This is a genomic window from Paenibacillus sp. OAS669, assembly GCF_014873645.1.
In the GTDB taxonomy this organism is placed as follows: domain Bacteria; phylum Bacillota; class Bacilli; order Paenibacillales; family NBRC-103111; genus Paenibacillus_S; species Paenibacillus_S vulneris.
Genome location: NZ_JADBDR010000003.1, coordinates 501,083 through 523,967, shown reverse-complemented (window position 1 = coordinate 523,967; position 22,885 = coordinate 501,083). Strand labels below are relative to the sequence as shown.

Here is a 22,885-nt window from a genome sequence, read left to right as displayed (position 1 = left end):
AATCCTATGCCCTGACAAATCCGCCTATGCGGAACGCAAAAAACCAAGGAGCCGGGCGGGATGTTCCCTCTTGGCTCCTTGGTTTTTTTACCTGTGATCCACTCAATGGCTTTAGTTGCTACGCCAGGCTATAAAGCGCACGATCATGGCGGATACTTCCGCCCGGGAGACAACACTGGCAGGCTCCAGAACGTTCCCTGGTTTGCCGTTAAGAATACCTGCCGATACAGCCCAATCGATGGCATCATTTGCCCAAGCGGACACTTCGCCGCTGTCTGCAAAGCTTTTGCTATTGCTGCTTGCAGCAGGCAGTCCAGCGTAACGGTGCAGGATAGCAATCAGTTGTTCCCGGGAAATAGAAGCTTCAGGGGTACTGCCATCACTGATCCCGGAAGCGGTAGCCCAGTCTTTCGCCTTGCTGTACCAATATTCCCCGCCTTCGGTCTCAACGTCATGCAAACGGGCCAGACGGTAAATAGCATGGCGCGTCAAGTCCCGGGAGAAGGATTTGCGACGGTATTCCCTTCCACACTCAACCAGGTTCTCCCATTGTCGGAGGACCACTCCATGGAGGGGTTGACCCCGGTGATGCTCCATCATTGGCCCCAACCGCTGTTTCATTGCTGCCCTTCGGGCGCAGCCTTCGGTCCTCCGATAACCATCGCTTTGAAATCGTCAAAGTCGATGGAGGCGTTGGCATAGCCATCGATGCCGAACCGCTGGCCGGTCAGCTTGTCGCCGCCTGTGTGCCGGAAGTTGTAGTCAGTGGCCACCTCAACATCGTCTATATAGACGGTATAAGTCTTGGCGTCCCAGTTTGCCACCATTTTGATTTTGTACCATGTATTGTACTGAAAGTCTTTGACTTTGACCTTTGTGGACGGTCCATTCTGGACTACAATTTTCCCCATATCAAAAGCCGTGACCATGGAATAATTGCCTGTGCCGCTGTCATTTCGCATCATGGCGCCATTGGCGTACTGGAAGCTGGTGTTTAGTCTGGCACGGTATTCGATGACGATGCGCTGATCCGCCTCAGCCTTAACCTCGCCTGCATACGGTAGGAGCAGGTTTGCCTTGCCCGAGGTAGCGGTTGTAGTCAGCCGGAGGAATTTATTCCCGGCCTCTTCCTGCACAGTGGCGGTAGCGCCATTGGTTAGATCTTCGGTGGTAATGCCGTAAGGGTATTTGCCAACCGTATCGCCGGAGAAATCCCGGTAAGCGTTATATATTACGCCGTCCCGAATGCTGTTCAGCGAACCTAACAAAGCTGCTTCCGCTTGAGCAAGCTTATCCAGTTCCTCGTTAAACTGTTCTTTACTCAGATCGGCGTTTGCAGCCATTTCTTCCGCCTTGTTCACTTCGGCCACGAAGGCATCATACTTGGATTGGCTATAGTTGCCCAGCCCGTCACCCAAAGGATAGGAGAAGTTGGCCAGCTTGTTTCGGAGTTGATTCACAATCTCATCAAGGCCCCATCCCGGAATAACGTTTACGGAAACGGTGGAAGGAAAATCACGGCCATCCAGCTTCAGGGTGACAGGCACCTGAACAGTACCAAGGGAGTTGAGGTCAAGTCCCTCCGGTTCCCAGCTGACAACCTCAGCCTTCTTCGGCTGGCTGTTGTAGACAACATCAACAACGCTGGGCAGCTTAGGGGCCACTCCGGAAGGAATCTTCACTACTGAAGTAACCTGAACCACATCAGAAGCTGCAATAACGGTCAAGTTGCGCTCTGCTTTCTTGCCGTTGTATTCTGCTGTAATAAGAGCTGTGCCCGGTTTAACCGCATATACCGATTGGGTCACAGAATCCGAATCAATCCTGACCACCCCAGGATCGCTGCTGGTATACTGGGCAGTCGCTGTCACATTCTGAACCTCATAGTTGTTATAGTGTGCCGTTACCTGCAATGGTCCGCTTGTCTGCCCGCTGGTCAGGATGCGGTGCAATCCGCCGAAGGCGACCGACTGCACAGCTCTAGGATCCGCAGAAACGGTAACCGTGGCTGTGGCCGTTTTCCCGTTATATGTGGCGGTGATTGTGGTACTGCCCGCACTTACAGCCTTAACCCTAACCCCACCGTCAATAACGGCGACCTTCGTATTGGAAGAACTGAAGATTGCTCCTGTGTCAACAGCGGTATAGGTAGCGTCTGTTACGGTATACAGGGGCAAGCTGCGGGTTTCACCCAATCCGAGCGTGTACCCCGGGGCATCGAATAGCATTTCCGAGGTTTCCAGCTTAAATATATCCAGGCTGTCGATTTCGGCAAAGTTGTTCCCCTTCGAGAAGCGGAGAATATTGTCGCCTTCCTTCAGAAAGACCTTCGCCGCGGAAAGTCCCCAACGATTCACGCCGGAATAGACGATGTTCAAATTGACGCCAGAGTTCCCGTTGATCGACAAAATATGGGAAGCATCGGCCGCATTGGGCGAGCCGTTGGCATTGCGCACGGACAGCATATAAAATCCCGTCTCCGGCACATTGACAGTAAACTGGGCATAATCACGAGCGTTCTTGATGTTGGCGACCTTCATCCCGCCGGAAGCGGTGGCCTCCATCCGGACAGCGGGAGAGGTTTCACCGCCCGGATCCTTTACCAGCAGCGCGTTTTCCGCTTCATAGCGCTTCCGCGACGGCTCGCCCGAAGGCGTGGCAATCGGCAGGTTCGGATCGGCAGGCTCTCCCAGGTATGGTGTATTGTCTGTATTCCAGGTGAATTTCTGCGTGTGGACTTTGCGGGTCCATCCCGCTCCTGGCCAGCGGGCCGCATGGTAGATAATCCAGTCCTCTGTGCCGTCAGGAGACGTGACAATGCTGTGATGGCCCGGGCCATAAACACCGTTGGCGCTGGAGAAGATCGGCTTGTCTTTTTTCACCCAAGAGTCCGGATTCATCAAATCGTCGCCGATCTTGGTTGTGATCAGCCCGAGACAATAACTGTCGGTCCAGCTTCCGTTTGCGGAATAGACCAGATTGATTGTGTCGCCCTTTATCGTGACTTGCGGGCCTTCATTGATGCGGGCCGGGGACGATTCCCAATCATATTGAGACGTGGAGAGCAATACCCGTTCCGAACTGATGGTCCGCGGATCACTCATCTGTGCGATATATAAATTTTGGAAGCTTCCATCCGTTCCTTCCCAACCGGACCAGATGAAATAATGCTGCTCGCCCACCGTCAGCACAGTGCCGTCGATCGCCCAACGGTCGGCAGGATCGGTAATCTTCCCTTTGAACTCCCAGGAGCCGGTCAACGGATCTTCGCTCGCGTTCTCCAGCACGTACATGCGGTGGTTTGCGTTGGTTCCGTTGTCGGCTGCAAAGTAAATAAACCATTTGGATTGGCCGTCGGTATCTTTGAGATAATGCATTTCCGGCGCCCAAACATTGGAACTGTACATAGTGCCCTTAACCGGCGACCAGGCCAGACGCCTCTCGCCCGCCTCCAGGCCGGTGATCGTCTTCGCTCTACGGATCATGACGCCGCTAGCGTTGGCAAAAACGTTGTAGTAATAGCCATCCGTGTGCTTGTAAACCCAAGGGTCGGCTCCCGTCTGCATGATGACATTATAGAAATCGGACACATTCTTCCCCTCCTGTGAAAACGCCGGCATCGAATCCGCCGTACCCGGCGACGGCTCTGCAGCCCCGGCTAATCCGCTCCATTGCGGCAGCATCAGCAGCACTGCGAGACAAAGCAGTAGATGTCTGAAGTTATTTTTGACCATGTACAATCCTCCTTGGAATCATATCATCCTATTGTCTACGGCGTTCGTGCTACCTAGAGAAGCAATAGATTATCCGCGGTACGAACTGTAAAATCACCTCCCTTCAGCCCAACTGAGACTGATCAACGCAGCTTTGCTTGTCTGTTATCTTGCTGATGACAAGCTGGAATTCTTTTCGGGGAGCCCGCAGGGATCTATCCCATCACCTCACAACAAACAAACCAATTGTCCACATTTTTCAACAATTTCCTCCTTAGGGATTTTATGTGGAGCTTTCGGCAGACAGGAATGATCGCTCGCAATAAATCGCTTTCATTTCACTATGAGCTTTGCTCCATGGATGCCTACACTATACTGTGACCCTTCCTTTCTAGACCTTAAGATTCTTTAGGTCTTTCTGTACGATTTTTGTTATTTACCAGCAGCCGGACAGTCCGTTTGAAAGCGGAATTACTACAATCACAAACGGATAATGGCAAGACTAAAAGGCATGAGTCCAGTACAGTACCGAACTCATACCCAAAACACTACCTAACCATACATTGTCTAACTATTGCTGGTGCCGGTAGACTGATGCTTTTTAACGATGACGAGCTCAAATTCGCCGTTATGATCTCAAGGGACTTGAATTTCAACATCGCCATACTCGCTAGTTACCGTTTTCTTGCTCTTCCATTACGGCTATTCGTTGTCGCCTTGTTCTTCACGTCATGCTTCTCGTAACCAAGTTCGGTGTCGAGTTCCGCTTCCAGCATGGACTGCAGCGTTTCAGCAAACAACTCCTTAAGAGCGGACTGAACGTCATCCTTGGTCTTTAGATTATTTTCTTTTACAAACGCCTTTACTTGTTCCTTACTGATCGAGCCATTGCAGCCATCCTCTCAAACCAGCCTTTCTATCATTTTTTACAGACTCTACGAAAAGGCACCCGCCAGTAGGTATCTTTTTGTCTTCCATATCGTTATCCTTCCCGCCGATACCGCAATCTGAAAGAAATATCGAAAGATTCCGTGTGCTACAATCAAAAAGTGTAAACCCTATAAACCAAAGGAGGAAATGATGATGAGTAACGCCAACAGTCAATATGAGAAGGGTATCCAGCCGATCATACCGCACTTATGGTTCGACAAAGAGGCAAAAGAAGCCGCAGAATTTTATTGTTCCATATTTCCGGATTCCATTATTACGAGCATGACGACCTTGCACAATACTCCATCGGGAGATTGCGATACTGTATCGTTCAACGTCTACGGACATCCGTTTATGGCCATATCTGCAGGTCCTTTCTTTAAGATCAATCCTTCGATTTCGTTTATAGTAAATTTCGATCCGTCTCGGGAAAAGAACGCAAGTGAAAAGATCGACGAGATATGGAATAAGTTGTCCGAAGGCGGATTGGCGCTTATGCCGTTAGACAAGTATCCGTTCAGCGAACGGTATGGCTGGGTTCAGGACAAGTTTGGTGTCTCGTGGCAGCTCATTCTTACGAATCCGGACGGTGAGCCGCGGCCCACCATTGTCCCCTCCCTGATGTTCACGGGCAATAACAGCGGCAAGGCCGAAGAGGCACGTGAGTTCTATCTCTCGGTATTCCGAAATGCACAACCTGGCGCCCTCTTCCGATATGGCCCTGGCCAAGAGCCCAACAAAGAGGACACGGTGATGTTTACCGACTTTATGCTGGAGAACACCTGGTTCGCAGCAATGGACAGCGCGTTGGAACACCCGTTCAACTTCAACGAAGCAATTTCCCTCATGGTCTGCTGCAAGACGCAGGATGAAATTGACTATTATTGGGAACAGCTTTCTGCCGCACCTGAGGCCGAGCAATGCGGCTGGCTTAGAGACAAATACAGCGTATCGTGGCAGATCTGCCCCGCCGAATTGAACGAGATGTTGGCGACGGGCAGTCCGGAACAACGCGATCGGATCACGCAAGCGTACTTGAAGATGAAAAAGTTTACGATATCGGAATTACAAAATGTTTTTCATATGAAATGAGCAATATGCTCATTATTTTAACAGGCTGCCGATGACTGGCAGCCTGTGTTATTATGCTATCGTACCGCATCATGCCGTGTATGTCATAGTGATTTAGCTTAATCGATCCCCGGTTTCCAAGTGAAAAAACAAAGCCTCTGACATATTCGGAGTAACGTACGTTATTTCGTCCTCCTCCAATCGAATCCCAGGGTCAGCACGCACGATGAGCGGCTGCTTCTGGTGAATATCCAAATGCAGGAACCGATCCGCACCCATTAGCTCGCTGTGCTTGTAGTATGCAGGGATCGCAGTCTGTTCGTCCGCCCCTTTAGCCAATTCCATATGCTCAGGCCGAATTCCGAGTGTTACCGTACGGTTAACCTGTTTGTGTTTGATTAGTAGACTTGCTGCATGCTCGGGAATTTTTAACCAAAATCGTTGGGTGTGGAATTCCAGCTTTCCGGGAATATTCTCAAGAACTCGGCCTTGGATAAAGTTCATTGGCGGCGAGCCGATAAAACTGGCTACAAACATATTGCTCGGTGTGGAATAAATGACTTCCGGCGTATCCACTTGTTGAATGACCCCATCCTTCATGACAGCAATCCGGTCTCCCATCGTCATGGCTTCGATTTGATCATGAGTGACATAAACGAAGGTCGCAGCAAGTGACTTATGAAGCTTAATGATCTCCATACGCATATGTGCACGCAGTTTCGCGTCCAGATTGGACAGCGGCTCATCCATCAGGAATACCTGCGGATTACGGACAATTGCGCGCCCTAAGGCCACACGCTGCCTTTGTCCGCCGGACAGCTGTCCCGGTTTGCGGTCTAAGTACGCGTCTAATTCCAAAATGCGCGCAGCCCGCTTCACGGAAAGATCAATCTCATGTTTCGGCAGCTTACGCAGCCTCAGTCCAAAAGCGATATTTTCATAAACGCTCATATTCGGATACAGCGCATAATTTTGAAATACCATTGCAATGTCCCGGTCCTTAGGTGGCAAATGGTTCACCAGGGTATCCCCGATATAGATCTCTCCCTCGGTGATATCCTCAAGTCCCGCAATCATGCGCAAAACCGTTGATTTCCCGCACCCCGACGGTCCTACCAGCACAAGAAATTCCTTATCTTCAATTTCCATATGGAAGTCCTTTACCACCGTATGCTTGTCCTTGCTATATTTCTTATATAAATGATTGATCATTATTTTGGCCATTCCATAACCTCCTGAGCCTTCAAAATGCTGCGAATAAGCAAAAAGACCCTGGAAATCAAAAGAAACAAGGCTGTTTTCACGCCTGTTTACTTTTGGGTTTTCTCAGAGTCTCCCACCCAAATGGTACAATGTATTTAGCATACATCAGGTTCATTATCGGAGTGTTATGCACATGTAAAGTAATTATAAATGCATCTACATTGATCGTGGCATCAACTGAATGAAACCTATATCAAGTAGCATACTGTTGGGGCAAAATGGAGGCATCCTGCCCGTTAGACGGAATAGTGTAACACAGCTGCCACGGCGTCTGCATTATGCTCCCGGTAGAATCAAAGGATTGCCAACCGAAACCTGTAAATTATTATTATATTGTATTCTGTATATAGGTGAGCTTCCTGTACTCACAAAACCACCCTTTCCTGTCGGAGCTAGAGGCCATTCGCGGAATTTGACAAGTACACACGAATTTCCGCCAAGCCGGTCATATAGTAGTGGGGAGGTGATTCATTGTGTTCAAAAAGAATTATCGCAGCAGCACTATTAGAGGCAAGCTGCGAGTCTGCCAATATTTGTCCGCGAATCGTTCGCTGAAAAATAACATTCCCCATACAAGGCTATTCACGCTCCCCAATATGAGAAAGATGCTGGCTAGCCATGCCTCGCTTTATATTAAACCGGATATCGGTTCGCACGGAATCGGCATCTTCAAGCTGACGCAGGCGCGAGGCGAGTTCAAGCTGCGTTCCTCGCAGCGGGGCAAACGGAGCAGCCCGTTCAATTCAGCGTCTTCCGTTTTCCAGCATATACAGGCGAAACGCCAGGGGCGAATGATTATTCAGCAGACGGTGTTTCTTGACCAGGTGGGAGAAAGACCGTACGACATTCGCGTTATGGTGCAGCGTAAGCCGGGAGGAAGCTGGACATGTACCGGGATGGCAGCCAAAGTCGGACAGGCGGGCATGATTACAACCAATTATTATCAGGGCGGAGAACTAATATCGATGGAGTCGCTGCATAATCGAAAAGGACTGTCAGAAGAACAAGGCAAGGCGCGCATCCGGCATTTAACCCGCAAAGCGCTGGACGTCGTACGGACGCTAAGCGCCAAACGATCGGGTATGCACGAGATGGGCGTCGATTTCGCCTACGACCGAAGCGGGTGGCTTTGGGTGTTGGAAGTGAACAGCAACCATCCTCAATTCCATCCGTTCAAAAAGTTCGACCGAGCAGCATACGACCGGATGATGCGTTACGCCCGCAGCTATGGCAGGAAAAGCGCAAAATAAGTAGTGCGAGGGCATTCGATAGCCCGGGTTGTCAAAGGGAAAGGTGAAAAAATGGGGGTCTGTAAAATGAAATGATATATAGGAACATTTACACAAATGTTCCTATATATGGCCATCGTTGGATTTTTATACTATTGTTACCCGTTAGCTCGGCTGACGGGCTTTTTATTGGATAAACGTTGGATTTTAATTGTCGTCTACCGTGTTTCCGCTAAGGGTTACCGCTGGTGAAGTGATGACGAGTACGCCGCCCGCTTCGTCAGTACCCGTATAGTAATTCTTCGATATATTGTTGTTGCTAAAGCGATTTGGTTTTTTATTATGTTATCAGGTGTAATCGAACTGCTCCCTCGTTATTGAATGCGAGTTCTTATGAACTATGTTCTTGTCTTCTGATAAAATCGTTCATCACCCTCCGTAGTACGCTTTCACCTTTGGCGGTATCGGCAACTTATTCTTCTTCAGAAGGGTCACCAGCTCATCACATATATCGAAAAAACCATATTGCAGGCTTACTTCTGCAAAGCTGGTTAGGTACCCAAGATAACCTGGGAATTCACAAGTAACCTGTTTAAGGTAAGGATCCGTTTTTGCTGATTCCCAGTGCTTTCGGAAGGCAAGTCGTTCCTCCTTAAAGAAGTCCATTCGATCTGCATGGATTGTCATCATGACCCAACCCTTGTTTGGGTAAGCCTCCGTCTTGAACAACTCTACTATCCTTTCATACGCTTCCATCGCTTCCCTTTTCTGTCCTGAGCGATAGAGGGTTGAAGCATAATTACAAAAATAATGTAGGTTCTTCGTTTCCTGATACAACTTCAGAAAATACTGGGCCGCGAGGGCTTTGCATTCCGTATTCTTAGAATCCGACAACTCATAGGCGACATCCTTTTTTTCACTCAGGTCCAAAGAATCGAAATCCATCGTCAGCAGCTTGTCCAGTCGATTTCTTCGTCGCTTTTCCAGACGCTCAAGCTTTTCTAACTCTCTTAGAAAAGAGACAACTTGAGGGGATTCGGAAAACCTTTCTAGTCTTGCCCGAGCCTTTTTCAAAACCTCTCCCACTTCGTCCACATATACTGTGGTTGCGCATTCAATCTCTATGTAACTGAAAAAAAGTGCAAGTTGCATATTCTCCATCTGTTCGTCGTGGTAGTGTTCCTCCAAATAGGCTAGGATGTTACAAGGAACCTTCCTGTTTTCTTTATATTGCTTTCTTACATCGAGAGGCAAGGTTTTTTCATCAAAGGGCTTTTTCAAAAGATGGCCTCCAATTCTCTATATTTCTTTTTCTTAACTTTCTCTATTAAGGATAAACAATCCACTACCCTTTCATTTTATCCATATTTTAGCACAATCCATTGAAGAAAACTGCCAATTAGCTGAACGACGATAGCCCCATTTTAAATAACTTTATTAACAAATTTAAACGACCTTATTAATCGGTTGTCTATCATCTAGGGACAGCAGCCAGCAGACTTTAATATTTATTATTGACTTAAACCATGGTTTAAGTCGTATCCTATTCTTGTCGACAATGAAAGAAACCATTTTTGGAGGCCTTCAGATGAAGTACTATTCCATTAGCGAGGCTTCGGCCAAGCTTAATATTCCGGAATCCACGCTGCGTTATTATGAAAAGAAAGGGTTGCTTCCGCTAATCGAACGCGATGAAGCTGGCCGGCGGTTATTTTCAGAGGATCAAATATCGCTGCTTGAGACCGTCATTCGTTTGAAAAACACGCACATGCCCATAAGTAGTATCAGGCAGTATATTGATTGGGTAATTGAGGGAGAAAGCACAATCCAGCTGCGGCTAGAAATGATGATGAAGCACAAGCAGGCCGTGCTGGCTGAAATCTCGCTGATGACGGAGGCCATGGAAGGAATTAACTTTAAAATTGCACGCTATACAAAACGAATGCAGGAAAGAAAAGAAGAATCATAAGGCGAATATCAGACATAATTAAATAATGAATCAAAGAACTCTATGGAGAAGAGGAACTCATAATGAAGCTTTCAGGAAATACAATCCTTATTACAGGCGGAAGCACTGGAATAGGATTAGCTTTTGCAGAACGCTTTATCAAAGCGGGAAATCGTGTTATCGTGTGCGGCCGACGTGAACAGGTGCTTCAAAAGGCGAAAGAACAATTCCCCAGCCTGATTACCCGTGTAATTGATTTGGACATTGAATCCGAACGTTCAGCATTGTTTGATTGGGTTACTGCGAACTATCCGGAAGTGAATGTATTAGTTAACAATGCAGGAATCCAACAACGCTTCAATGTATTAAAAGCGGACGCTAGGAGCAATTGGAGTTATTTCAGTAAAGAAATCACAACTAACCTGGAAGCACCTTTCCATCTCTCCATGCTGTTCGCTCCTTTTTTGGCAGCAAAAGAAGAAGCGGCTATCATTAACGTGACATCCGGGTTAGCTTTTACGCCATTTGCGATTGCTCCGATTTATTCAGCGACGAAAGCAGCCCTGCATTCCTTTACAATGAGTCTACGACACCAGCTTTCCGACACGTCTGTTGAAGTCATTGAGGTTGCTCCTCCGGCAGTGAATACGGAATTAGGCGGGGCCGGGCTGCATACGCAAGGGGAACCTTTAGATGCATTCGCAGATGGAATTTTCAAGGGGTTGGAAGAGGGCAAGAAGGAAATTGGCTATGGTACTTCGGTAAATCGTTTACGCATGTCGCGAGATGAAATTGACGAATACACAGAAACTATGTATAAATCCACGAAAAATTCTATCGAATAACTTCACTTACAAAAAGACTAAGGGCTGCCCAGGCAGCCCTTATATATTCTTCTGTGAAGCACGTTAATTCATAAACATTTACTGTTTTTGCTTGACTGTATTATAGATTTCCTGACCCTTAGTCTGCATTGTGTTCAGCGCTTCATCTACGGACTTCTTTCCGTCAACTACCAGCTGGACCTCGTTTCCCGCCATTTCGTTGAAGGTTGCATAAAACTCCGAAGGTACCTGCTCCCCGGCTTGAAGACCCCGGTTACTCATTTTCAGCATATAAAATGGCTCCAAATCACGGCCATCCCGTTCCTTCACATAAGCGGTTCTTGAAAGAAAGCCGAATTGTTCGGTCTTGGCCAACTGCTTGGCCATTTCGTCGCTGTTAATGTATTTGACAAGCTCCCAGGCCGCTCTCGGGTTGGATGATTTGGCATTGATTGCGAAAATTTCGGATACGTCTATAGTGCTTGAAGCATCGGGATTCTTCGGATCGACCGGCACCGTAACGATATCCCAATTGACAGGATTGACATCCTTCAGTTCCTCCTTAGCCCGCACAATGTTGTTAATCATATAAGGAGATTCCAGAGTCATGGCGACCTTGCCGGTGACGAACAAGTCTCGTTTCAGCCAAGCCTCATTCGAATCGGCCGGATCACTTGTCTTACCGGTATAAACCGCTCCCGACTTTAAAGCATCTGCGGCCAAACCAAGTGCATGCTTCCACCCCTCCGATTGGAGAGTCACCGTCCCTTTAACGGGATCCATATCCTCTAATCCGTGTGTTGTTCCGATGCTGTTCATTAAATAGTAACCAAGAGCCTTATTCTCGCTTACAATCCAATCGGCAGAATTCCTGGCAAATCCGTAGATACGGTCATTCCCATGTCCATCCTTCGGGAATCGTTTGGCCAGCTGAAGCACTTCCTCCCAGCTCATTTTATTGTGCGGGAGCGGCACACCGAATTTCTCAAATAAATCTTTATTGTAGAACAGTGCCTGGCTGTAGAAGGACGGGGCCAAGCCGTAAATGTTACCGCCGCCCTTCGATTTGAGCAGATCCACGACGTTAGGCAAAATGTTTTCCGTATCGAACTTGTCCTGGCGGATAACAGGGTCCAGCTGATAAAGCCTCCCTTGTTCTGCCCATTCTTTAAATCTCTCCGGCGAATGGAATATAAGCACATCCGGCTGTTCGTCATCGATGAGCTTCTGAAAGCCCGGACCACTCGTATCCTGCATGGAGACAACCTGAACATCTATATTCGGATATTTCACAGAAAACATATTTCCGTACATCTGGAGAAAAGAATTTTTATCGTAATAAGCCACTTTAATACTCGCCTTTTCGTCTTTACCAAGCGGTTTTACCATATTGGAGGACTTTTCTCCTCCCGTCCCGGCTAAGCTGCCGGAATTCACATCCCGCCATCATGACGGATAACACCAATCCGGCGGTTAACCCCAGTCGACCTAATTTCATTACTATCCATCCCTTTTTGAAGATTAGCTAAAGTCTAACTATTCAGCTTTTCTGATCGGTTCGTCATATTCCAAATTGTAGAATTGTCCCTTTGAATTATATTGACCCATCACCGTGGGTGCGCCTGATTTGGTAAAATAAACGACGGCCATCATTTTAGGATCCTTGGCTGCTTGATAGCCTTCCAAATCGATTTTCAATAATTGCTTTGCCTGGACCTTCGCATTTTTCAACAGTTCAGCTTCGGTATATCCCTCTATGGTATCGAAGACGTCAGGGAACTTGTCTATCTTGTCCTGCAGGTCACTTGCATTTACTTTGAGAATTTTGCGGGTTCCCTTTTCCACGGTAACAAATACCGGAAACTTATCGGAAGCGGCAAAATGAAACTCATACGCCTCCTTGCCGTCCTGGACTATCAATAGCGGATTATTCAACGGCCCTTTCTTCAAGCCTTCCAGACCATTGCCGACAAATACGGATTCAGCCGTCTTTAGCGCATCCAAATCTACTTCCTCATTTGCAAGGCTCTTAACCACTCTGTGCAGCTTGCCGTTCTCCAGCTCGATGAAGGTATTATTGACACGGGTATTCAGATACAAGGCGCCGCTTTTGATAGGTGAATCATCCGGGAGACCGTATTGTACCGAGATCCCCACGGTATCGACTGCGATATTTTGGCCAGGGAATACTTGCTGCAGTGCCGCCTCCATCTCTTTTTTGTAGGAGTCCTTCAAATCGCTCCACTTCACATCCAGATGAACATTTTTAAGCTCTCCTCTTGCATTCAGCATGATTTGACTGTACTCGGACCCGTCCATCTTATACGTCATCCCGGAATCTTCCCCCATGCTCCACGGCTCTGGCTTGCTGAATGTGAAGGCATTGCCTGTGAAATCTCCCACTAGCTTGAGGATGCTGCTCATCAACGGAACATTCTTCAGAGATGCTGCCATTGCCGGCGAAACAAGAGCACTGCTGATGATGCAGACTCCCAATATCGCTGCTGCTGAAGTAACCATGAATGCCTTTCGCATACGATTGCTTTTGTTTGCAGTGAATGTCGGCTCCTCGAGCCTGCTCATTATTTTGTCGCTGAAGCTGTTGACAGGCATCTCCATCCTCTGAACGGTGCGTCGGATATGCAGCAAATTCCATGATTCAGGTTCGTTCGGCCACTTCCCCATTGGCTGCACCTCCTTCCTGTATCCTTTGGTTGATTAGTTTTTTTCGAAGCCGCGCGAATCTCTGACGCAGAGTTGCCGGTTTGCAGCCCATAATTGTGCCTATTTCCTCAAAGCTGTATTGTTCTACCACTCGAAGCAGCAAAATATTCCTCTCCTCCCAGTTCAGATGCATCAGCATTTCATTGACAGCTTGCTCGGTGTAATTAACATACGTTGGAGCCGATAAGTACAGCCGTTCTTTGCAAAGCGATAGAAGACGGTGCCAGCGGCTCTGCTTTCTAATAAGATCCACACAATGAAAGTACGCAATTTTGTAGAGCCATGTGAGCAAGGATGCCTGCTTCTCGTAACGGGACAAATTCTGATACGCCTTTAGAAATATTTCCTGTACCGCATCCTCCGCTCCCTCACGGCTTTTCAGAATACAGTAGCAATAAGTATAAATTTTCTTTTCATATTCGCGAATGATAATGGCATACGCTTGTTTATCGCCTGATACCACTCGTTCTATGGCAGCATCGATCGCTTCTGAATGATGTTCAACCTGTTGTGCCCCGGGGCTTGGTTGTTCCAATGGGATCACCTCCTGATGTTTGCCGGCATTACTATATTAAACGACCCGTGAAGCCCGAATTGTGACAGGAGTGAAATCTGGGTTAAGGTTAATTAAAATAGGGAGCAGCCGCCTTAAGCGATCCGCTCCCTTGTATATAATTGAAATGAGAAAGTCTATTATATCATATCGCGAAGAGTGCTGGTCTCTATGACCTGGGCAAAGGTACCCTGCAAGGAGGCCATAAAAGTATCATGAACGGTTTTTGCAGGAATGACTGTATCATCCCATACTAAATCTTTGGTGGTACAAGCCTCACCGAGCAAGATGACTTCATATCCCAGGCGGTGTGCGGTTCTCACAGTCGAATCAATGCAGATATGGCTCATCATGCCGCAAATGACTAACCGCGTTACATTCATCGAGTCAAGATGATGTTGCAGCTCCGTTTGAAAAAAGCTGTCCGGAGTATGTTTAACAATCACCTTTTCATCCGATAAGGGACATACTCCTTCATGAATTTGAATCCCTTCGGTACCGGGCAGGAAAAATGAAGCATTCTCCTCCAGGAGAATACACTGAATATGAGTGACTGGCAAACTCTTCGCCCGGAACAACGACAAGGCTTCTTGTGCATGGGTTACCGCTTTATCGGTATTGAATAACTCGTTTCTGCCTCCTTGGAAATAATCATTCTGAATATCTACTATAAGTAACGCTGTAGTCATGGTTCACGGCTCCTTTACCTGTAGTTAAATTTGGTTCTGAAAAGTATTATAGTATCGGTAAGGTGAACCGTGAATTACCCACTTTTTTGTGGGTATGGATTTTGCCATGGATACAATTTCTTAATAACTGATGCCTTTGCGGTCAAGAAGCTCGGTTTGCCCCAGCTCCACCATGTATTCAATGCCTATTTCCTGCATAATCAGTACCGCATCCAACAGCTTTCTTCCGCGGTCCGTCAGATAATATTCAACATGCAGCGGATAACCTTCCGTTTTGATTTTATCAACGATCCCGCAGGATTGAAGCTCTCTTAAATGCTGTAGCAGCATCTTCTGGGTGATCTGGTCAATATCCCGCTCCAGTTGAGCTAAGGACAAGCTCCCGCTTCTCAATTGAAAGACGATCATCGTCTTCCACTTGCCTTTGATAATGTCATGAACAATCTCTAGCGGACAGGAACATTTCTCTCGAATGATCATAGAACTCACCTCTATTTAACTAACTTACGTTTTCACTAGCCGATAGGGAACCTAGCTTCCGTTAGAAACGAAAACCGATTTAAAAACAATATCCTTTCTTCCGTCTACTTGGTTATAGTCGATAACCTGATAGCCAATTCCTAAATAGATGGATGTTCCTCCATCTTTGTATACCTGTGTCTTGATTGCAAAAAGCGGCGGTCTATCGTTTAATGCCCTATTGTAATCAACCATGAAAAGGATGGGCAGTAAGAGCAGAAACAGGGAAATAACCAACAGAAGCAGCTTCTTATTTCTAGGCTTATTCAAAATGAACGACTCGTTTCTCATCGGCCGATACGAGCGCTCGCAGGCAAGCTTCCGTCACGTAAAAGGAATCGTCGGCGCTGACCAGACAGCGCCCTTCTCCATTAATTTGCCGCACGAAGTCGGCAAATATTTCGCGCTTGGGCACCAGCGGCAGCTCCTGCACGCCGATTTGCCGCTCATTGATCAGCAATACCTGCTGATCCCGGACCTCGAGCACGCCGGCGGTTCCGGCGATGCGAATCCGGTCGTCGCCGTGCGACGGCGCTTCGTTCGGCCGCAAGTAGTCGATGCTGACCGAGGCGGCGGCTCCGCCGGACATCGTAAATTGGCACTGTGCCGTGAGCTCCAGCTCGCCGTGCCCTTCATTAAATAAGGTGGAATGAGTCGCATACACCGTTTCAAACCTTTGGCCGCTGTACCAGTGGACCCAATCAATAGCATGGCTGCCGACCCAGGGAATCGTGCCTCCATAGGTATGCCGCTTCGTAAAAGGCTCGCCCCGGCGGCCGAGCCGGTATGACTTCTGCGCTTGCAGCAGCCGCACTTCACCCACCGCGCCGCCGCTAACGGCATGCCATGCCGTCAAAAAAGCCGGATGATACCGAATGCCTAGCATCGCGGCAAGATGTACGCCTTTGTCCTTTGCAGCTGCATAAACCTCGCGCAGCATAGCCAAGTCGTCCAGAGTCGTCGCAATCGGCTTTTCAACAAACACGTGGATGCCTCGCCGCAGCGCCTCCGCTGTAATTCGGGCATGGTCGTGAAAATGACACGCGACTGCAACCATATCCGGTTCGACTTCATCCAGCAGCTTTAGGTAATCCTCATAAACGGAGGGCGAATGACCCTCCTTGTTTGCGGTATGAATGACCTTGTCCAGCGTCTCCCCTGCGGATCCGACGGATACGGCGGCCAGCGTGACGTCCGGCAGCTCGCGCAGCCCGCCGAATACATAATTAATGTGCCCGGTAGCACCGATTATCGCTACTTTCATAATAGACACCTCTATTCTTATTTTGTAACGGCAGTTGCGTCGTTGTTGCTTATTAATAAGCTATCATGTCCCGTTGGCCCAACGCTTTTTAGCTCAAGTCGTTAATTTAGCATAGACCACAAAGAAGATCATCAATTCTCCAATGATGATGGTATTGGGCATTATGAATAACAAATCCGCTGCAAAAAATACGCCAAGCATTCCTAAGAATAACACCAAATGAGAGATCCGCAATCTTTGATGGCTGTGTCTATATCTGTGGAAGACCAGCGAGGTGGAAAAGAAGTAGAGCAATACCGATCCAAAAATAAAGCATAGCATATATTTATAATGCAGCTGTTCCAAAAATAACAGTTGGATCGAAGCAGCGATCATGCACAGGGATGAATAAACAAATAAATGGCCATAGATGATCGTCTGGCCTGCTGTCTCCAGCGTCTTGTCCACCTTTTTTTCGACATTGTCAAAATACTGCCACCACATCGCGATAATAAATAGAAACGTGAGCAATGCAAATAAAATCGTCTGCCATGTCCAATGGCTCGACTGCAATACGGAAAGGATGCTGACGACCGATTCGCCTAGAAGAATGAGTGTAAACAAGGAGAAGCGTTCTAATAAATGGTGCGTATGGATCGGGCTTTTGACCAAGAACTTCCGGCCGATTAAGGGGAGTAACATATCTACAGCAATTCCCGCGTACAAAACGGCATAACGAATCCAGGAGTCAAAGAATAATGATAAAGCTGAGATCACCAAACCTACCCAGAAGCTGCTTCCTAAAAAACGGGCCGTGGTCCTTCTTCCGGCTTCCTCTTTCTTATGGACCGAAAGATATTGGACGGCGGTCATAGCTCTTAAACCCACATAACCTGTTAAGAATGGAACGTAGTACTGGTCAAAATCGACCGACAGGCTGGCTGTCATGATCAATACAAAAAATAATTGCAGAATCAGCAAGATTCGGTGGGAAAAGATATCTTGCCCGAACCGGTTGACAAAGAGCGACTGCCCTACCCATGCCCACCAGATTGGAACGAAGATGAGGAAAAATTTCGTTAAGTATTCTGCCGGAATGGAGCCGGATTCGGTATGCAGCAAGACATGACCTGCCTTTGAAACGGCTGCTACAAAAAGTAAATCATAAAACAGCTCCAGCCAGGTCACCTTTTTATCGGCAATCGCTGCATGGAGTTGGTGCCCCTTAGTGTGTTCCTTCATTATTATGCTCCTTTGCTTTTTGTATGAGCTGAGCCCTCCATCAGATTTTGTCTGCTACCCCTATCTTAAATGATGCAGCCGATTATGAATAGGATAATATGCAAAAACCGCTGCCGGTTAAAGAACCAACAGCGGTTTGATATGTATCCCCTCCGGCTGGGGGCAATTAGCTCTTAAAGCGCAAAGTCATCTCGTGCAGCTCTTGAGCCATCCGCGTCAATGCATTCACGGATTCCGAAATTTCTTCCATTGTAGCCAGCTGCTGCTCTGAGGCGGCCGCTACACTTTCCGTCTTCGAGAAGGCGGCTTCTGTAATGCTGCTCATATCATGGAGAGAAGCAGTAATCTCCTCGGTGCCTGCCGACATTTGCTCTGATGCTGCAGAGACCTCCTGCATCTGGTAAGCAACCTGCTGCACCGCATTCATAATGTTGCGGAAAGCTTCTCCCGCTTCCTGCATGATCACGGTTCCGTGCTCTACTTCTTTGCTGCCTTTCTCCATGGCGATCACCGCAGAACGGGTTTCACCTTGAATTTGCTGAATAATCTCCGCGATCTGCTCCGCCGATTGCCGCGACTGCTCCGCCAGCTTCCGAACCTCGTCGGCTACGACGACAAAGCCTCTTCCGTGTTCGCCCGCTCGCGCGGCTTCAATGGCGGCATTCAACGCAAGCAGATTGGTCTGCATCGAAATATCAGTAATAACATCGACAATTTGACCGATTTCATCGGAACGTTTCCCCAGTTGATTAACCACCTTGGCTGAATCGCTCACGGATTCCCGGATCATATCCATTTGGGACATGGCTTTCTGGATCGAAATGTTGCCTTCCTCAGCTTCCTTGGAAGCTTCCATGGACATGGCGGATACGTTGCCCGAAAATTCTGCAATCCGATTGATGCCGGTCGCCATCTCTTCCATTGCTCTCACGCTCTCGGTAGTACTCTGCATCTGCTGATCTGCGCCTCCGGCAATGTCCTGAATGGCCGCAACGACATGATGGGTGGTTTGGGCGGATTGCTCCGAGCTCGCTGCTAATTGCTCCGAGCTTGCAGACAAGTTCTGAGATTCAAAGACGATCTTCGCAATGATTTCTCTAAGGCTCGCGATCATTCCGTTGAAATCCTTCGAAAGAAGACCGATTTCGTCTTTGGATTGGTATGTAGCGTTAACCGTTAAGTCCCCATCCTGCGCTTTAGCCATCAATTGCTGGATACTGCGGACCGGTCTGGTGATCATATTAGCAACGCCATACCCGATCAAGGAGCAAAGAACAACGGCAAGCACTGTAACAACAATGATGATGGAGGTTGCCACCTTGGAGCTTTCAATACTTTTATCGTAAAAGATTTTGGCATCCTCTTCATTGTACTTAACAACGTTCTCCAGGCTTTGAATCATCTCCGCACGGATCGGCTTGAACGAATTTACATATTCCTTATGCGCCGCTTCTTTTTGGTTGGCAACGGCCAATTCATCTACTTTTTTCTTGGCATCGTTGTTTTTAGGGATTAAATCGACGAAGTGCTGGTACTGCTCCTGTGCTCTCGGGGACAACGTGATTTGTTCGAGATTTTTTCGTATAGCCTGATTTTTATCGCGGGTTTGAGTAATTTGCTGTTGAATTTGTTTAATAATCGCTTCATCTTTCGCCAGCAGCAATTCAAGCTGCAAGGAATCCATTTGCGAATTACCGAACAGAAGCCCTTCAACAAGACTATTCGGGATCAAGGTTTCTTCGTACATAACGCGGGCATTGTTAGCCATCTTGTCCATGACGAAATAGCCTGTAATGCCGATAATGAGCAGGAACACGATGGAAAGCCCCAGCATTCCGCCTATTTTCGTTTTGATTCGCAAGTTCTGGATAAACTTCATGATCCAAGCATCCCCCATTGAAATATTTGTGTAATGAGACACTAAACGCTTTATCACTTTAAAGAACTCAAACATTTTGACGCGGCAAAAAAAGTCCATCCCCAAAAAAAGGGATGGACTTCCCCCCATTTTTCGGTGGCCCGGCTGCCGTAGATCAAAATCCTTAGGCCCGAAGCTTTGCGTCCCCCTCTTTCGAGAAGTTTGCCTTTTTCGTGATATGGGTATATCGTTTGGCCAAAGTATAATATAGCGTTTTGAAAAATACAAGACCTCTTTACTAAAACTAAATACTTACTTTACGTACCGAAATGTCGAATTTTAGGATAATCGTCATGGTTGCTCTAGGGAAAATAGGCCTGTAAATGACGTTTTTCCACGAAAATTGTTTCACCCCCTCTATTTCTTTTCGGCATAATTTGACAAAAAATGAAGTCTAGTTTATTCTCTGATTTGTCCGGACAAAACTACTTTTTGGAAACGAGGGGTACATCTTGAAAAAACTTCTTTCAAAATTGGCTTTGTCGAGCTTGGCTATGGCACTTGTATTTACATCCGGTTTAGCTACTGCAGAAGCTAGCAAGGACCCGTCTCACACCAATAATAAAAAGGCTAAAGTCGCCCTGTTGATTCCAGGTTCATCCAAGGATGGCGGTTTTATGGAATCTGCTTACCGCGGATTGGTAAAGGCAGAAGAGGATTTCAGAATCAAAGCGACCTACGTGGAAAATATCCCGCATGATACCGCACAAATCGCGGATGCATTGCGTCAATTGGCTAAGAAAAACCCGGATATGATCATTGCTCATGCAGGGCAAAGCTCGGAAGCAGTAAAGCTCGTAGCCAAAGAATTTCCAAAAATAAAATTTGTGAATACACAAACGAATTTGACCGGCGACAACCTGTCCAGCTATCAAGTTAAGCAGGAAGAATCCGCATGGCTGGCGGGCGCTGCAGCAGGACTTTTGACTAAAACCAACGTAGTTTCCCATATTTCCGGCGCACGCGTAGGTCCCGGCCTAGCGGGACGCGCAGCCTTTGCCGACGGTGTGAAGCACACCAATCCTAACGCAACCCTCCTTACCACGTTTACGGGCAATCAGGAAGATGCTGATCTAGCGAAAAGAGTCGCTCAAGCACAAATTAACGCGGGTTCGGATATGATCTTCACCATGCTGAACATGGCCCGTAACGGCGTTACCGAAGCGGCACGCGAGAACGGCGTATACCAATTCGCTAACGTTCGCGATTATTATGCCGATGCACCTGATGTTTTCATTGGATCTGCGATTTCGGATGCAAGCCTGACTGTATACGGAGCAATTAAAGATTTGACGGAAGGCACATGGAAGCCAAATACGGTGAAAAAAATCGGACTTGAGAATCCGGATGCCGTTCGACTTGTGCTGTCACCTATTGTTCCACAAGATGTGAAGGACAAAATTGCAGCTTTCGCCGATAAAATCCAATCTGGTGAAATTGTGATTCCTACTGAATATACCGGTCCTGAATTTACAAATTATTAAAACCTGCGCTCGGATAACGATACGTTAGGTTTGTACAAAGAGCACTTCTTTTACTCTCGAGAGGGGTAGAGAAGTGCTTTTTATTATTCGATGTAATAAGACGAATGAAGAAGGAAGGTCAACATCTCTCTGTCGGATTTGTCATCTGTTTCTGGAAGAAATATACTAATAATGAGGTTCGAAGAATAATAGTAAAGATGCATCGAAAAAACGGGATTCACATTGCAGATGACAGGGGGATTATATGGAGAGTGCAAATATTTTTACCAACTTTAGACCGATCTATCTATTGTTGATCATTGTTCTTATTGTCTCCTTGCTAGTGATCCTCTTCCAGAAGAAGCACTATCCATTAGTGAATGGATTTACCATCAGCCTTATCCTATGTATTTGTCTACTAGTATCCGCTTTTATGACTTATCAAATAGGAATTCTCTCCGATGCATTATCCATGGGCGGCGACCCTGTTTCTTTTATTATGTTTATTATCGTTGCGATTTTGTCGGTAATTAGTTTGCTGGTGTACCTTGGTAAAAGCAAATGATTCTACTTGGTTATGTTTCAAACTTAATTAGGCAAGCTCGTTTTTTTAAATGAAATATTATTCGTTGTAAACCCGCCATCTTTAAACGAATATTCGATTACAATATCCCCTATAGATTTCAAATAATCTCCTTCGACTCCAACAGCTGCTTTTATTGTACTATTGGACACTTCATATTGAATAAAATTTTCATATCTAATTTCAGAAATGTTAGTCGGGAACAGTTGGGAATATTGATAAGGGACATCCTTTACATTTATTTTGGAAATCGCATCACCTATTTGTATCTCAACTTCAGTATCAGATATGATTCTTGTTGTGACATTGTTTTTAACGATATCTAGCGGATTTTCTATATTATATTCCGTAAAGTTTTCAGGATTAATAATATGAATAGCTTCATTAGAGTAGCCTGTGCCATGACCTTGGCTTAAAATAATAACCAACTCTTTCTTTTGATCATTATTCAAATCCAAATAAGACAATTGCGGTAAATCTTCTATCATAGCAATGGTGTCCCAATTGAAAACTTTTTTAACACCTTTGATACTTAATATTAGTTCTTTATACAAGTTATCAGCTTTATTTAAAGCGTACAGGTAAGTTTCTTCCTCTGGAATAGAAGCAATCATTTTGATGTCGGCATTAATATCTACAGCATGTCTTTGGTCATCCCAACTTACTTTAGCACCTAAAGATTCAGCAATAGACCTAGCTGGTACATACACATGTCCATCTATGAATTGAGGATTCCAATCTGTCTTTTCTTGGCCATTAAGATAAATAAGTATTTTTTGTTCCAATGCGTTAATGTCTTTAATCCCAAAACTCGACAAACCTATTATCAAAAGCGATAAGGAAACAATTAGCTTTGTTTTTTTAATTACCATTCTAATCCCCCTTGTTGTAAGTACTTCTTAGTTTCTGAGTCTTATTATACCCTATGTCATTGGTAACCCATATAATGGAAAATGAAAATTCGCGATAAATC

General features: G+C 46.6%; 21 protein-coding genes, 2 pseudogenes and 1 riboswitch. Of the genes and pseudogenes, 7 read left to right on the top strand and 16 right to left on the bottom strand.

What is annotated here, in order from left to right:
* Positions 1–111: 111 nt before the first annotated feature.
* Complete coding sequence (locus tag GGC63_RS34425; RefSeq protein WP_225948081.1) at positions 112–621, bottom strand: S-layer homology domain-containing protein; 510 nt, start codon at positions 619–621, stop codon at positions 112–114.
* Complete coding sequence (locus GGC63_RS10235) at positions 618–3,734, bottom strand: family 43 glycosylhydrolase (RefSeq protein ID WP_225948080.1); 3,117 nt, start codon at positions 3,732–3,734, stop codon at positions 618–620. The genes GGC63_RS34425 and GGC63_RS10235 overlap by 4 nt, the downstream gene beginning before the upstream one ends.
* A gap of 451 nt (positions 3,735–4,185) precedes the next feature.
* Between GGC63_RS10235 and GGC63_RS10230 the strand changes: the two are divergent.
* A pseudogene (locus GGC63_RS10230) lies at positions 4,186–4,269 on the top strand (IS3 family transposase); the annotation flags it as partial.
* An 83-nt stretch (positions 4,270–4,352) separates the two neighbouring features.
* Here GGC63_RS10230 and GGC63_RS10225 read toward each other — a convergent pair.
* Positions 4,353–4,594: pseudogene (locus GGC63_RS10225) on the bottom strand (transposase); the annotation flags it as partial.
* Positions 4,595–4,796: 202 nt separating this feature from the next.
* Between GGC63_RS10225 and GGC63_RS10220 the strand changes: the two are divergent.
* Positions 4,797–5,735 carry a VOC family protein gene (locus tag GGC63_RS10220; protein ID WP_192702196.1) on the top strand — a complete coding sequence of 313 codons (939 nt, stop codon included), beginning with the start codon at positions 4,797–4,799 and terminating at the stop codon, positions 5,733–5,735.
* Positions 5,736–5,828: 93 nt separating this feature from the next.
* Here GGC63_RS10220 and GGC63_RS10215 read toward each other — a convergent pair whose 3' ends face one another.
* Complete coding sequence (locus tag GGC63_RS10215; protein WP_192702195.1) at positions 5,829–6,938, bottom strand: ABC transporter ATP-binding protein; 1,110 nt, start codon at positions 6,936–6,938, stop codon at positions 5,829–5,831.
* 512 nt (positions 6,939–7,450) lie between these two features.
* On the opposite strand from GGC63_RS10215, the gene GGC63_RS10210 reads away from it, so the two are divergent.
* Positions 7,451–8,227: a YheC/YheD family protein gene (locus tag GGC63_RS10210; protein ID WP_192702194.1), complete on the top strand. Its 777-nt coding sequence runs from the start codon at positions 7,451–7,453 to the stop codon at positions 8,225–8,227.
* Positions 8,228–8,635: 408 nt separating this feature from the next.
* Here GGC63_RS10210 and GGC63_RS10205 read toward each other — a convergent pair whose 3' ends face one another.
* Entirely contained in the window at positions 8,636–9,487 is an 852-nt protein-coding gene (locus tag GGC63_RS10205) for a hypothetical protein (protein WP_192702193.1), read from the bottom strand.
* Between the two features lie 307 nt (positions 9,488–9,794).
* Between GGC63_RS10205 and GGC63_RS10200 the strand changes: the two genes are divergently transcribed.
* Both GGC63_RS10200 and GGC63_RS10195 read left to right on the top strand, forming a co-directional pair.
* The gene (locus tag GGC63_RS10200) at positions 9,795–10,175 is read left to right on the top strand and encodes a MerR family transcriptional regulator (protein WP_192702192.1); all 381 of its coding nucleotides are present in this window, start codon (positions 9,795–9,797) and stop codon (positions 10,173–10,175) included.
* A 62-nt stretch (positions 10,176–10,237) separates the two neighbouring features.
* Positions 10,238–10,999, top strand: a complete 762-nt coding sequence (locus tag GGC63_RS10195) for an SDR family oxidoreductase (RefSeq protein WP_192702191.1) — start codon at positions 10,238–10,240, stop codon at positions 10,997–10,999.
* A 78-nt stretch (positions 11,000–11,077) separates the two neighbouring features.
* On the opposite strand, the gene GGC63_RS10190 is transcribed toward GGC63_RS10195, so the two are convergent.
* From GGC63_RS10190 to GGC63_RS10150, 10 genes are all read right to left on the bottom strand, one after another.
* On the bottom strand, positions 11,078–12,367 hold the full coding sequence (locus tag GGC63_RS10190) for an ABC transporter substrate-binding protein (RefSeq protein WP_225948079.1): 1,290 nt from the start codon (positions 12,365–12,367) through the stop codon (positions 11,078–11,080).
* Positions 12,348–12,476: a hypothetical protein gene (locus tag GGC63_RS34890; RefSeq protein ID WP_264082023.1), complete on the bottom strand. Its 129-nt coding sequence runs from the start codon at positions 12,474–12,476 to the stop codon at positions 12,348–12,350. The genes GGC63_RS10190 and GGC63_RS34890 overlap by 20 nt, the downstream gene beginning before the upstream one ends.
* A gap of 38 nt (positions 12,477–12,514) precedes the next feature.
* Entirely contained in the window at positions 12,515–13,663 is a 1,149-nt protein-coding gene (locus tag GGC63_RS10185) for a DUF4179 domain-containing protein (protein ID WP_192702190.1), read from the bottom strand.
* Positions 13,638–14,246, bottom strand: coding sequence for an RNA polymerase sigma factor (locus GGC63_RS10180; protein ID WP_412973858.1), 609 nt, complete (start codon positions 14,244–14,246; stop codon positions 13,638–13,640). The genes GGC63_RS10185 and GGC63_RS10180 overlap by 26 nt, the downstream gene beginning before the upstream one ends.
* Before the next feature lie 149 nt (positions 14,247–14,395).
* Complete coding sequence (locus GGC63_RS10175; RefSeq protein WP_192702188.1) at positions 14,396–14,944, bottom strand: cysteine hydrolase family protein; 549 nt, start codon at positions 14,942–14,944, stop codon at positions 14,396–14,398.
* A 120-nt stretch (positions 14,945–15,064) separates the two neighbouring features.
* A complete protein-coding gene (locus tag GGC63_RS10170; RefSeq protein WP_079912820.1) occupies positions 15,065–15,424 on the bottom strand; it encodes a winged helix-turn-helix transcriptional regulator in 360 nt (119 codons plus the stop codon).
* A 51-nt stretch (positions 15,425–15,475) separates the two neighbouring features.
* Positions 15,476–15,733 carry a hypothetical protein gene (locus GGC63_RS10165; RefSeq protein WP_192702187.1) on the bottom strand — a complete coding sequence of 86 codons (258 nt, stop codon included), beginning with the start codon at positions 15,731–15,733 and terminating at the stop codon, positions 15,476–15,478.
* Entirely contained in the window at positions 15,726–16,727 is a 1,002-nt protein-coding gene (locus tag GGC63_RS10160) for a Gfo/Idh/MocA family protein (RefSeq protein ID WP_192702186.1), read from the bottom strand. Before GGC63_RS10160 ends, GGC63_RS10165 begins: the two co-directional genes overlap by 8 nt.
* Before the next feature lie 93 nt (positions 16,728–16,820).
* On the bottom strand, positions 16,821–17,909 hold the full coding sequence (locus GGC63_RS10155; RefSeq protein WP_192702277.1) for a low temperature requirement protein A: 1,089 nt from the start codon (positions 17,907–17,909) through the stop codon (positions 16,821–16,823).
* Positions 17,910–18,114: 205 nt separating this feature from the next.
* Positions 18,115–19,827, bottom strand: a complete 1,713-nt coding sequence (locus tag GGC63_RS10150; RefSeq protein WP_192702185.1) for a methyl-accepting chemotaxis protein — start codon at positions 19,825–19,827, stop codon at positions 18,115–18,117.
* Between the two features lie 131 nt (positions 19,828–19,958).
* Positions 19,959–20,043: riboswitch (cyclic di-GMP riboswitch) on the bottom strand.
* Positions 20,044–20,318: 275 nt separating this feature from the next.
* Between GGC63_RS10150 and GGC63_RS10145 the strand changes: the two genes are divergently transcribed.
* Positions 20,319–21,350: a BMP family protein gene (locus tag GGC63_RS10145; protein ID WP_192702184.1), complete on the top strand. Its 1,032-nt coding sequence runs from the start codon at positions 20,319–20,321 to the stop codon at positions 21,348–21,350.
* Between the two features lie 244 nt (positions 21,351–21,594).
* The gene (locus tag GGC63_RS10140) at positions 21,595–21,894 is read left to right on the top strand and encodes a hypothetical protein (RefSeq protein ID WP_192702183.1); all 300 of its coding nucleotides are present in this window, start codon (positions 21,595–21,597) and stop codon (positions 21,892–21,894) included.
* Between the two features lie 23 nt (positions 21,895–21,917).
* Here GGC63_RS10140 and GGC63_RS10135 read toward each other — a convergent pair whose 3' ends face one another.
* A complete protein-coding gene (locus tag GGC63_RS10135; protein ID WP_192702182.1) occupies positions 21,918–22,784 on the bottom strand; it encodes a copper amine oxidase N-terminal domain-containing protein in 867 nt (288 codons plus the stop codon).
* Between the last annotated feature and the right edge of the window lie 101 nt (positions 22,785–22,885).